Genomic DNA, 10,980 nt, shown 5'->3' on the forward strand with positions numbered 1-10,980 from the left:
GCCGCATGAAGTTTGTTGCGCCAGAACAGGCACCGGAACAGGCGGAGGTCATCAAAAATACGCCGTTCTGGCCTGATGTGGATCTGTCGGAATTTCGCAGTGTGATGCGCACTGACGGCACGGTGACGCCGCGACGTTTAAAGCAGGTCGTGCTGACGGCAATTTCTGAGGTTAACGCTGAGCTGTTCGACTTCCGCAACCGTCAGCAGATGCTGGGCTGGCGGACACTTGCTGAGGTTCCCGCAGAAATGCTGGACGGCAAAAGCGAGCGTATCCGGCACTACCACAACGCTGTTTTTTGCTGGGCGCGCGCCGTGCTCAATGAGCGTTATCAGGACTATGACGCCACGGCGTCAGGTGTGAAGCGAGGGGAGGAGCTGGCGGAGGCCAGCGGCGATCTGTGGCGTGATGCCCGCTGGGCTATCAGCCGGGTGCAGGATGCACCGCACAGTACGGTGGAGCTTATCTGATGAAAGTGCGTGCGCATCAGTATGACACGGTGGACGCGCTTTGCTGGCGTCATTACGGGCGTACGCAGGGTGTCACTGAGCAGGTTCTGCAGGCAAATCCGGGGCTGGCTGAGTACGGCCCATTTTTACCGCACGGGCTGCAGGTGGAGCTGCCGGACATTACGGCGTCAACCACGGCGCAGACCGTCCAGCTATGGGACTGAATTATGACGCTTGAACGAATCAGCGCCTTTATCACTTACTGCATCGCCGTGCTGCTGGCATGGCTGGGCGATCTGTCGCTCAAGGATGTGTCAACGGTTGGCGGCGTACTGATTGGTGTGCTGATGCTGGCTATCAACTGGTACTACAAACACCAGTCTTTCAAATTGTTACGTGGCGGCAAAATTTCGCGGGGGGAATATGAATCCTTCAATCGTTAAGCGCTGCCTTGTCGGGGCGGTGCTGGCTATCGCCGCCACGCTGCCCGGTTTCCAGTCGCTTCATACCTCCGTTGAGGGGCTGAAACTGATCGCCGATTACGAGGGATGCCGCCTGCAGCCTTATCAGTGCAGCGCGGGCGTGTGGACCGACGGGATCGGCAATACGTCCGGTGTGGTGCCGGGCAAAACTATCACGGAACGGCAGGCGGCGCAGGGGTTAATAAACAATGTGTTGCTGACTGAAAAAAGGCTGGACGCCTGCCTGACGGTTAAGCCTCCGCAACATGTCTACGATGCGCTGGTGAGTATTGGTTTCAATGTAGGGACCGGCGCGATCTGCAGGTCAACCATGGTGTCATATATCAATCGCCAGCAGTGGTGGCAGGCATGCAACCAGCTACCGCGCTGGATTTACGTTAACGGTGTGAAAAATAAAGGTCTGGAGAACCGCCGCGCGCGGGAACTGGCCTGGTGCTTAAAAGGAACTGGGGCATGACGCGCTTGCTGGCGGTAGTGCTGGCGCTGGCTATTGCAGCGCTGGGCTGGCAGTCGTGGCGGTTTAACAATGCCAGTCACACCATCGAGACACAGGGGCGTGAGCTGGAAACGAAAGGGCGGGAGCTGACGAAGAAGAACAGTCAGTTGATCGGCCTGTCCATTCTGACCGAAACCAACAGCCGGGAGCAGACGCGGCTTTATGCGGCAGTGGAACAGACCACCGCACTGCTGCGCAGCCGCCAGCGCCGGATCGAGGAACTGAAACGTGAAAACGAGGATTTGCGCCGCTGGGCTGACGCTCCTTTGCCTGCTGACATTATCAGGCTGCGGGAGCGTCCGGCCTTCGCCGGAGGTGCAGCTTACCGTGAGTGGCTGTCCCAGAGTGACGCAGTGCCGCCTGGAAAGGTCAGCGCCGCGCAGTAACGGTGATCTGAATGCGGCACTGGATGAAACCGAGGCCGCCTGGGCGGTCTGTGCCGACAAAGTCGACACGATAGTTGCGTGTCAGGAGCGAAACAGTGAACAAACCGCAGTCCCTGCGCAGCGCCCTGAATAAAGCGGTGGCGTATGTCCGCAACAACCCGGATAAGCTGCACCTTTTCGTTGATAACGGCTCACTGGTGGCAACCGGTGCCAGCTCTATGTCATGGGAATACCGCTACACCCTGAACGTGGTGATCGAGGATTTCAGCGGCGACCAGAATCTGCTGATGGCTCCCGTGTTGCTGTGGCTTAGAGAAAACCAGCCGGACGCCATCAACAACCCGGAGCTGTGCGAAAAACTGTTCACCTTTGAAGTGGATATTCTGCGCAATGATGTATGCGATATCAGTCTGAATCTGCAACTGACGGAGCGTGTACTAGTCAGCACTGACGGTAATGTGTCGAGCGTTGAAGTGGTGCCGGAGCCTGACGGATTCGAGGAAATGTGGACGGTGAAACGTGGATGAACTGCAGAGGGTGGATGACTGGCTGACGGCGCTGCTTGCGAATCTGGAACCGGCAGCCCGCAAACGTATGATGCGACAGCTGGCGCAACAGCTGCGCCGGACGCAGCAGCAAAACATCAGGCTGCAGCGTAATCCTGACGGCAGCGGCTATGAGCCGCGCCGGGTGACTGCCCGCAGCAAGAAGGGACGCATCAAACGCCAGATGTTTGCAAAGCTTCGCACAACAAAATACCTGAAAACTGCAGCCAGTGCCGACTCTGCCAGCGTGCAGTTTGAGGGCAAGGTGCAGCGTATTGCCCGTGTTCACCACTACGGCCTGCGTGACCGCGTCAGCCGTATAGGCCCGGAGGTCCGCTATGCTGAGCGCCGCCTGCTGGGTGTAAATGATGAGGTGGAAACCGTTACCCGTGACACCCTGTTGAGCTGGATTGTGAAATAAATCTATTTTTTTCTTTTTTTTCCTGAGTGACCTTTGTTTTTGTTAGTTTGGTTCATTTTCACATTCAATTCTGAAATCTTATTTTGAATTGGAAGTGTGTTCAGTATTGGTGCTTTGAATATTTCAGCTATAGAGTATCCTGCTCTTGCTATACATATCACGCTAAAAAATATGACAATTAAAATGAAAAGACCACGGTTTTCTGATGACCATTTTGAAAAGGGTAACACAAAATTTGATGGGGCATTTGAGTATTCTAGGATTACATACATTCCATAAAGAAATGTTGCGGCTGTCTCTAAATTCCATAGACCATTAAGAATGTTTTTATAGAGTTCAAATTTACCCATTCTTATGAGTAATGCCCCTTGTACTATTGAGACGGTAAGTATGAAGCATAAATAATTTATCATATCCTTAGTGTCTGTCGATTTTACATTATACCAAATGAAGGTTCCTATTATTAAAAGTGTAAAAATTGAGGCGTAAATCCCCCACGGTAAATTTAAGCCAAATTTAAATTTCATCAAATCTCTCTTTTTCACATTGTGCGATATGCCAAACAACGTTCAAAACATGCCTGAGTTTGCTTTGAGTGGCAAATTAAAAAGCATGAATGCACAACTGACCGAAATCATGCGCCTTATCACCAACCTGATCCGCACCGGCACCGTGACCGAAGTGGACCGGGCAAACTGGCTGTGCCGGGTGAAGGTGGGCGAGCTTGAAACCAACTGGATTAACTGGCTGACGCTGCGCGCCGGTGGTGCCCGTACATGGTGGTGTCCGTCGCCGGATGAGCAGGTGGTGGTGCTGAGTATGGGCGGCAATCTGGAAACCGCTTTTGTGCTGCCCGCCATCTACTCCAATCAGTTTCCTCCGCCGTCGGATTCCGCGAACGGCTGCGTGACGGAGTACCCGGACGGGGGCTGGTTTGAGTATGAACCCGCCACCGGACGATGGCATGTCCGGGGGATCAAATCCATGGTGATCGAGGCGGCGGATAATATCACCCTCAAAACCGCTGAGTTTGTGGTGGAGGCTGACACCACGCGCATTAACAGCGAGGTGGTGATCAATGGTGGCGTCACCCAGGGCGGCGGCGCAATGAGTTCCAACGGGATCGTAGTTGATGGGCATGAGCATACTGGTGTTCTGAAAGGCGGCTCTAATACGGGAGGCCCGGTATGACATTGTATATCGGTATGAGCAGGAATGACGGGCAGGCCATTGCAGATACAGACCATCTGCGCCAGTCGGTGCGGGATATTCTGCTGACGCCGCAGGGCAGCCGTCTTGCCCGTCGGGAATATGGCTCCCTGCTGTCTGCCCTGATTGACCAGCCACAGAACCCGGCGCTGCGCCTGCAGATTATGGCTGCGGTCTATGTGGCGCTGAACCGCTGGGAGCCGCGCCTTATGCTGGACTCCATCACCATCAGCGGCAATTTTGACGGATCTATGGTGGTTGAGCTTACCGGACACAGCAATAACGGCGCGCCAGTTTCCCTTTCCGTATCAACAGGAGCAGACAATGGCAGTCATTGATCTTTCCCAACTACCGCCGCCGCAGATTGTGGATGTGCCGGACTTTGAAGCATTGCTGGCAGAACGCAAGGCCGCCTTTGTGGCCCTCCATCCGGTTGATGAACAGGAGGCCGTTATGCGCACGTTAGCGCTGGAGTCAGAACCTGCCACCAAACTGCTGCAGGAAAATACTTACCGCGAAATCCTGCTGCGTCAGCGAATTAATGAGGCTGCGCAGGCGGTCATGGTGGCCTATTCAATGGGAAATGACCTTGAGCAACTGGCAGGCAACTGCAACGTGAAGCGCCTGACGGTAGTCCCTGCCGATAATGACGCGGTGCCGCCGGTCGCTGCAGTGATGGAAAGTGATGAAGCATTACGCCAGCGTATTCCTGCAGCATTTGAGGGGCTGTCCGTTGCAGGGCCGACGGGAGCCTATGAGTTCCACGCCAGAAGCGCCGACGGGCGCGTGGCTGATGCCAGCGCAACCAGTCCTGCACCGGCAGAGGTGGTGCTTACCGTACTGAGTCGTGAGGGTGACGGTACAGCAGGGGCTGACCTGCTGGCAGTGGTTGAGCAGGCGCTTAACAGTGAAAAGGTTCGCCCGGTGGCAGACCGCCTGATGGTGCGCAGCGCAGAAATTATTCCGTACAGCGTGGACGCAACGATCTTCCTGTATCCGGGGCCGGAGGCTGAGCCGGTGATGGCAGAAGCAAAAGCCAGTCTGCAGAAATACATCGCCAGTCAGACGCGGCTGGGACGTGATATCCGCCGCAGCGCCATTTATGCCGCGTTGCACGTGGAGGGCGTCCAGCGTGTGGAGCTGGCGTCCCCGCTGGATGATGTGGTGCTGGATAAGACACAGGCAGCATCCTGTACCGAATGGAGCGTTACCAACGGGGGCACGGATGAATAGCCTGTTGCCGCCGGGTTCGTCGCCGCTTGAGCGTCGACTGGCGCAGACCTGCAGTGGGATTTCCGATCTGCAGGTATCGCTGCGTGATTTGTGGAACCCGGCAACCTGCCCGGTCAGATTCCTGCCTTATCTGGCCTGGGCGTTTTCTGTTGACAGATGGGATGAGCGCTGGACAGAAAGCGTCAAGCGCCGCGTTGTGCAGGACGCTTTTTATATCCATCAGCACAAGGGGACAACCAGCGCCGTGCGGCGCGTGGTGGAGCCGTTCGGCTTTCTGATCCGCATCATTGAGTGGTGGCAGACTGGCGAAACGCCGGGGACGTTCCGTCTGGATATTGGCGTGCAGGACCAGGGCATAACAGAAGAAACCTATCTGGAACTGGAGCGCCTGATCGGTGACGCCAAACCATGCAGCCGTCATCTGGTTGGTATGTCCATCAACCTGCAGACAGGCGGCCCGTATTTTGTGGGTGCAGCCACCTACACCGGCGAAGAAATCACGATCTACCCCTATATCAACGAAACCATTATTTCCGGCGGCACCGCTTATGAGGGCGGGGCGGTCCATGTTATTGACACGATGAGAGTGAACCCATGAGCGCAAAATTTTACACCCTGCTGACGGATATCGGCGCGGCGAAACTGGCAAGCGCCGCCGCGCTCGGTGTCCCGTTAAAAATTACCCATATGGCGGTGGGGAGCGGTGGCGGTGTGCTGCCCACACCCAACGCGCAACAGACCGCATTAGTTGCTGAGGAGCGCCGCGCGGCGCTGAATATGCTGTATATCGATCCGCAGAATAGCAGCCAGATTATTGCTGAGCAGGTGATCCCGGAAAATGAGGGCGGGTGGTGGATTCGTGAAGTCGGCCTGTTTGATGAAACAGGTGCGCTGATTGCTGTGGGAAACTGCCCGGCGAGCTACAAGCCGAAGCTGGCAGAGGGCAGCGGACGCACGCAGACCGTGCGTATGGTACTGATTACCAGCAGCACCGATAACATCACCCTGAAAATTGACCCAGCAGTGGTTCTGGCAACCCGCAAATATGTGGATGACAAGGTGCTGGAGCTTAAGGTGTATGTGGATGACCTGATGGCAAAGCACCTTGCTGCTGTTGATCCTCATTCGCAGTATGCCCCAAAAGACAGTCCGACACTCACCGGCACGCCAAAGGCGCCGACGGCGGCGGCAGGCAATAATTCCGCGCAGCTTGCAAACACGGCCTTTGTGCAGACAGCTATTCTTGCCCTGATTGGTGGCGCACCGGCAACGCTGGATACGCTGAAAGAAATCGCCGCAGCTATCAATAATGACCCGAATTTTAGTACCACCATTAATAATGCGCTGGCACTGAAAGCACCGCTGACAAGTCCGGCACTGACCGGCGCGCCCACGGCTCCCACTGCAGCCCAGTCGACGAACAATACGCAGATTGCCACTACCGCGTTTGTGAAAGCAGCCATTGCTGGGTTGGTTGGTTCGTCACCGGCGGCACTTGATACACTAAATGAACTGGCTGCTGCGTTGGGGAATGATCCTAACTTTGCGACAACAGTGATGAACGCGCTGGCGGGAAAACAGCCGCTTGATACCACGCTGACGAATCTCAGCGGGAAAAGCATCTCAAGGCTTCTCGAATACCTTGGTTTAACAGCCATCACCACAGTTAAAGGTGCTGCAGACAGTTTTCCTTATTTTTCGGGACCAAATTCCGCGCGATTAACCACCCTGACTGATTTCGCAAGAAACCTGCTCAGCAAGCCAGATGATATTGATGTAAGAAATGCACTGAAGTTAGGTACTGCGGCAACAAAAAAGGTGGGTAATGGAAGTGGTCAGCTCCCAGATATGAGCTTCTTTAGCAGGTCAATTGAGGGGAATGGATATTTTCTTTTGCCAAATGGTGTAGTTATACAGTGGGGGCGGGTTACGATTATCGGTTCTACGACTGCACACATTACTTATCCAATCCCCTTTCCAAATAACCGCCTTGTTCTTGCTGCATCACCAGTTGGTAGTGGCTTTACAATCAATCCGGCAACTCCAGTTTTTACAGATGGTGACAGATTCGGATGTGATGTCAGCTCATGGGGAACAAGTAACTACACCGCTATGTATATTGCTATTGGAGGCTAGGAATAATTATGTATGCATATTCAAATGGCAGTTTTTACCCGTTTTCGTTGATTGAGGCATACCAGGGGACAAAAACATGGCCTGATAATTATATCGAAGTGGATGAGGCAGTGTTTACTGAGTTCTCAAGGATACCACCTGCAGGTAAGATGCGGGGAACGGGATATGATGGGATGCCTGTTTGGGTGGATATCCCGCCCCTATCTCATGAGGAACTTATTGCTGAGGCTGGGCGCGAAAAACAGCGTCGTATAGACGAAGCAAACGACTTTATAAATGGGAAGCAGTGGCCCGGTAAGGCAGCAATGGGGCGTTTGACAGAAGTAGAAAAAATGCAATATAACTTATGGCTTGATTATCTTGATAATATTGGGGCAGTTGATACACAACTGGCCCCCAATATTATATGGCCTATATTAAGTTCTGACGTGTTTGTTTAATATTTCTGTATAGCGTGCTTTAGAGGTTATGAGGCCTTTCTTAAATAGGTATGCTGTGGCTGTGGTAAAGAAAACAAACATGAGTGCATTGATGATGTTACTTTGATTGTATGACACTCCAAGCAGAACGCCTTCAAAAAGATACATTTCGTATGAAATGCTGCCAAAAAAAGAAAGCGATGGAGTGTCAATTTTTAAAATAGAAAAAAGAGAAGTGATTAGTATACCAAAACTCAGACATGATACTTCATAACTGAGCATAGAATATTCATTGAATAGATCATGTAGGGAAAAAATGAAAATGACAGTGCTTATCGGAAGTAATATTTTGAAGGAAATTTTATCTTTATACTCTCCGATAATTACCCCTGCCGCAAATGAAAAAGCATGAAGAGTAAACTGGAAGTTGAGTTGAGGGAATTGCTCAAAAGGATGCCAGTAGTAAATAAATGTAGCGATTGCTGCTATTGATAAAACACGGAATGATTTGTTTTTGGTAAGAGAGTATGAAATAAAAAACAGGATATACCACATACATATAAAGTAAATAAACCACATAGTTCCATCTATGGGATGCAAGGGATTCGTAAGTGTAATTGTTCTAAGAACGCGTAAAGGATCGGTAAACAATATTCCGTATGCAATCGAAACCATGATAGTAACTAAGGCATAGGGAAGAATTACCCCAGATAACCTTTTCTTAAAAAAATCTTTTAATCCATTTGATGAACATGAACAAGATAATCCATATCCTGACAAAATAAGGAAGATGGATACAGCGAAGGCGGCAAAATATCGAAAGTCATAATCAAAGGTGCTTCGATGAATATTTACAAGATGGCCTAACATAACAACTAATATTGCGAAGCCTTTTAAATTTGTGGTTGTTGCTTTGTTTAACATCCGAGTTATATCCGAGTTATAACCAAATAAGGTGTAACGTGATTGTAATTTTTTGTAAGTATAAAATCAACTTTTCAGATAAATCTCAATGCAAATCATTTAATAACACCGTCCAGCAATTTTGGGATTGTGTGAGTCACGTTACAACGCTACACAGATGTCTGTGTGACGTAATCAATACAACATAGGGCGAAGCCTATTCCAATCAGGAGGTTCGCCGCTATGGCTCAGGATTACCACCACGGGGTGCGCGTTGTTGAAGTCAACGAGGGCACCCGATCTATCACCACGGTGAGCACCGCTATCGTGGGCATGGTCTGCACCGGCGATGATGCTGATGCGTCCATATTCCCTCTCAATAAGCCGGTTCTGCTGACGGATGTGCTGGAGGCCAGCGGTAAAGCAGGCGAGTCCGGCACGCTGGCCCGTTCGCTGGATGCGATTGCCGACCAGTCAAAACCCGTGACGGTTGTTGTGCGCGTGGCGCAGGGCGAAACCGAAGCGGAAACCACCTCCAATATTATCGGTGGCGTCACGTCCGACGGTAAAAAAACGGGGATGAAAGCGCTGCTTTCTGCGCAGTCGCAGCTGAAAGTTAAGCCGCGTATTCTCGGTGTGCCGGGGCATGACACGCAGGCGGTAGCCACTGAGCTGATGAGTATTGCGCAGAGCCTGCGCGGGTTTGCCTACCTGTCTGCCTATGGCTGCAAGACGGTGGAGGAAGCCATTGCTTACCGGGACAATTTCAGCCAGCGAGAAGGGATGCTGATCTGGCCTGATTTCATCAACTTTGACACCGTGCTAAAAGCCGATGCGACGGCTTACGCCTCTGCACGTGCGCTCGGTTTGCGCGCCAAAATCGACGAACAGACCGGATGGCACAAAACCCTGTCCAACGTGGGAGTGAATGGCGTCACCGGCATTTCCGCTGATGTGTTCTGGGACCTGCAGGACCCGGCAACGGACGCGGGACTGTTGAACCAGAATGACGTCACCACGCTGATCTGCAAAGACGGGTTCCGCTTCTGGGGTTCCCGCTGCCTCAGTGACGATCCCTTGTTTGCGTTTGAGAACTACACCCGCACGGCGCAGGTGCTGGCTGACACGATTGCAGAGGGGCATATGTGGGCCGTGGATAAACCACTGAATCCGTCACTGGCCCGCGACATTATCGAAGGTATTCGCGCCAAATTGCGCAGCCTGGTGAATCAGGGATACCTCATCGGGGCGGACTGCTGGCTGGATGAGTCAGTGAACGATAAAGACTCCCTGAAAGCCGGGAAACTCACCATCGACTACGACTACACGCCTGTGCCGCCGCTTGAAAATCTGATGCTGCGCCAGCGCATCACCGATCGCTACCTGGTCGATTTTGCCAGCCGTGTCAGTGCATAAGGGGGATACATGGCATTACCACGCAAGTTAAAACACCTGAACCTGTTCAACGACGGGAACAACTGGCAGGGGATCGTTGAGTCCCTGACTCTGCCGAAATTCACCCGCAAGTTTGAGAAGTATCGCGGCGGCGGTATGCCGGGCGCGGTGGATGTGGATATGGGGCTGGATGACGGCGCACTGGACACGGAATTTTCAATCGGCGGCACCGAACTGTTGTTATTCAAGCAGATGGGCAAGGCAACCGTTGATGGCATCCAGTTGCGTTTTACCGGCTCTATTCAGCGTGACGATACCGGCGAAGTTCAGGCCATTGAGCTGGTTGTGCGCGGGCGTCATAAAGAAGTGGATTCCGGCGAGTGGAAAACCGGCGAGAGCAGCACCACCAAAGTCAGCAGCACCAACAGCTACGCGAAGCTGACCATTAACGGCGAAGTGCTCTATGAGGTTGATGTGGTCAACATGATTGAAATCGTTGACGGCGTGGACCTGATGGAAGCACACCGTAACGCCCTTGGCCTCTGATTTAACTTAACGGCGCGGTGATCCGCGCCAGTATCTGATTAACAGGAAACGAACATGAGTGACAAGCTGACTGAAAAAACCGTACAACTGGATACGCCAATCATGCGCGGTAAAACCCAAATCACCGAAATTGTGCTGCGTAAGCCGCAGTCCGGTGCGCTGCGCGGCACCCGCCTGCAGGCCATTATGGATATGGACGTGGGGGCCATGATGACAGTGATCCCGCGTATTTCCACCCCGACGCTGACCGCACAGGAAATGGCTGAACTGGACCCCGCCGATCTCACCGCGCTGTCGGTCGAGGTGGTGACTTTTTTGTTGAAGAAGTCGGTGCTTGCCGGTTTACCGACAGCCTGACGA

General features: G+C 52.7%; 19 protein-coding genes. 17 read left to right on the forward strand and 2 right to left on the reverse strand.

Annotated elements, in window-relative coordinates; genetic code table 11:
• Positions 1 to 5 precede the first annotated feature (5 nt).
• Genes FDW96_RS21230 through FDW96_RS21265 form a run of 8 tightly spaced genes read left to right on the forward strand, consistent with a single transcriptional unit; the run spans position 6 to position 2,779 of the window.
• Positions 6 to 470, forward strand: a complete 465-nt coding sequence (locus FDW96_RS21230) for a head completion/stabilization protein (protein WP_137366256.1) — start codon at positions 6 to 8, stop codon at positions 468 to 470.
• On the forward strand, positions 470 to 673 hold the full coding sequence (locus FDW96_RS21235; protein ID WP_000868184.1) for a tail protein X: 204 nt from the start codon (positions 470 to 472) through the stop codon (positions 671 to 673). Before FDW96_RS21230 ends, FDW96_RS21235 begins: the two co-directional genes overlap by 1 nt.
• Before the next feature lie 3 nt (positions 674 to 676).
• Complete coding sequence (locus FDW96_RS21240) at positions 677 to 892, forward strand: HP1 family phage holin (protein ID WP_053276626.1); 216 nt, start codon at positions 677 to 679, stop codon at positions 890 to 892.
• Complete coding sequence (locus tag FDW96_RS21245; RefSeq protein WP_137366257.1) at positions 873 to 1,388, forward strand: lysozyme; 516 nt, start codon at positions 873 to 875, stop codon at positions 1,386 to 1,388. Before FDW96_RS21240 ends, FDW96_RS21245 begins: the two co-directional genes overlap by 20 nt.
• On the forward strand, positions 1,385 to 1,813 hold the full coding sequence (lysB, locus tag FDW96_RS25480) for an Rz-like lysis system protein LysB (protein WP_137366258.1): 429 nt from the start codon (positions 1,385 to 1,387) through the stop codon (positions 1,811 to 1,813). Before FDW96_RS21245 ends, lysB begins: the two co-directional genes overlap by 4 nt.
• Positions 1,698 to 1,946 (forward strand): Rz1-like lysis system protein LysC, encoded by a 249-nt coding sequence (lysC, locus tag FDW96_RS25335; protein ID WP_238888191.1) that lies wholly within the window; start codon positions 1,698 to 1,700, stop codon positions 1,944 to 1,946. Before lysB ends, lysC begins: the two co-directional genes overlap by 116 nt.
• Complete coding sequence (locus FDW96_RS21260; protein ID WP_137366259.1) at positions 1,909 to 2,340, forward strand: phage tail protein; 432 nt, start codon at positions 1,909 to 1,911, stop codon at positions 2,338 to 2,340. Before lysC ends, FDW96_RS21260 begins: the two co-directional genes overlap by 38 nt.
• Positions 2,333 to 2,779 (forward strand): phage virion morphogenesis protein, encoded by a 447-nt coding sequence (locus FDW96_RS21265; protein WP_137366260.1) that lies wholly within the window; start codon positions 2,333 to 2,335, stop codon positions 2,777 to 2,779. The genes FDW96_RS21260 and FDW96_RS21265 overlap by 8 nt, the downstream gene beginning before the upstream one ends.
• Positions 2,780 to 2,781: 2 nt before the next feature.
• Here the strand turns inward: FDW96_RS21265 and FDW96_RS21270 are convergent, their stop codons facing one another.
• Entirely contained in the window at positions 2,782 to 3,306 is a 525-nt protein-coding gene (locus FDW96_RS21270) for a hypothetical protein (protein WP_137366261.1), read from the reverse strand.
• Between the two features lie 85 nt (positions 3,307 to 3,391).
• Between FDW96_RS21270 and FDW96_RS21275 the strand changes: the two genes are divergently transcribed.
• The 6 genes from FDW96_RS21275 to FDW96_RS21300 are packed head-to-tail and all read left to right on the forward strand — an operon-like array spanning position 3,392 to position 7,797.
• Positions 3,392 to 3,970, forward strand: a complete 579-nt coding sequence (locus FDW96_RS21275) for a phage baseplate assembly protein V (RefSeq protein WP_137366262.1) — start codon at positions 3,392 to 3,394, stop codon at positions 3,968 to 3,970.
• Positions 3,967 to 4,326 (forward strand): GPW/gp25 family protein, encoded by a 360-nt coding sequence (locus FDW96_RS21280; RefSeq protein WP_137366263.1) that lies wholly within the window; start codon positions 3,967 to 3,969, stop codon positions 4,324 to 4,326. The genes FDW96_RS21275 and FDW96_RS21280 overlap by 4 nt, the downstream gene beginning before the upstream one ends.
• Entirely contained in the window at positions 4,313 to 5,221 is a 909-nt protein-coding gene (locus tag FDW96_RS21285; RefSeq protein ID WP_137366264.1) for a baseplate assembly protein, read from the forward strand. Before FDW96_RS21280 ends, FDW96_RS21285 begins: the two co-directional genes overlap by 14 nt.
• Positions 5,214 to 5,819, forward strand: a complete 606-nt coding sequence (locus FDW96_RS21290; RefSeq protein WP_137366265.1) for a phage tail protein I — start codon at positions 5,214 to 5,216, stop codon at positions 5,817 to 5,819. Before FDW96_RS21285 ends, FDW96_RS21290 begins: the two co-directional genes overlap by 8 nt.
• Positions 5,816 to 7,357, forward strand: coding sequence for a phage tail protein (locus FDW96_RS21295; protein ID WP_252362879.1), 1,542 nt, complete (start codon positions 5,816 to 5,818; stop codon positions 7,355 to 7,357). Before FDW96_RS21290 ends, FDW96_RS21295 begins: the two co-directional genes overlap by 4 nt.
• Positions 7,358 to 7,365: 8 nt before the next feature.
• A complete protein-coding gene (locus tag FDW96_RS21300) occupies positions 7,366 to 7,797 on the forward strand; it encodes a tail fiber assembly protein (RefSeq protein ID WP_137366266.1) in 432 nt (143 codons plus the stop codon).
• On the opposite strand, the gene FDW96_RS21305 is transcribed toward FDW96_RS21300, so the two are convergent.
• Positions 7,774 to 8,700 carry an acyltransferase gene (locus FDW96_RS21305; RefSeq protein ID WP_137366267.1) on the reverse strand — a complete coding sequence of 309 codons (927 nt, stop codon included), beginning with the start codon at positions 8,698 to 8,700 and terminating at the stop codon, positions 7,774 to 7,776. The genes FDW96_RS21300 and FDW96_RS21305 overlap by 24 nt on opposite strands.
• 222 nt (positions 8,701 to 8,922) lie before the next feature.
• On the opposite strand from FDW96_RS21305, the gene FDW96_RS21310 reads away from it, so the two are divergent.
• Genes FDW96_RS21310 through FDW96_RS21320 form a run of 3 tightly spaced genes read left to right on the forward strand, consistent with a single transcriptional unit; the run spans position 8,923 to position 10,977 of the window.
• Positions 8,923 to 10,095 (forward strand): phage tail sheath protein, encoded by a 1,173-nt coding sequence (locus FDW96_RS21310; RefSeq protein ID WP_137366268.1) that lies wholly within the window; start codon positions 8,923 to 8,925, stop codon positions 10,093 to 10,095.
• 9 nt (positions 10,096 to 10,104) lie between these two features.
• Positions 10,105 to 10,620, forward strand: a complete 516-nt coding sequence (locus tag FDW96_RS21315; RefSeq protein WP_137366269.1) for a phage major tail tube protein — start codon at positions 10,105 to 10,107, stop codon at positions 10,618 to 10,620.
• A 54-nt stretch (positions 10,621 to 10,674) separates the two neighbouring features.
• A complete protein-coding gene (locus tag FDW96_RS21320) occupies positions 10,675 to 10,977 on the forward strand; it encodes a phage tail assembly protein (protein ID WP_001744189.1) in 303 nt (100 codons plus the stop codon).
• Positions 10,978 to 10,980 lie beyond the last annotated feature (3 nt).

The sequence above is a fragment of the Citrobacter sp. TBCS-15 genome, from assembly GCF_005280815.1.
Classification (GTDB): Bacteria; Pseudomonadota; Gammaproteobacteria; order Enterobacterales; family Enterobacteriaceae; genus Citrobacter; species Citrobacter werkmanii.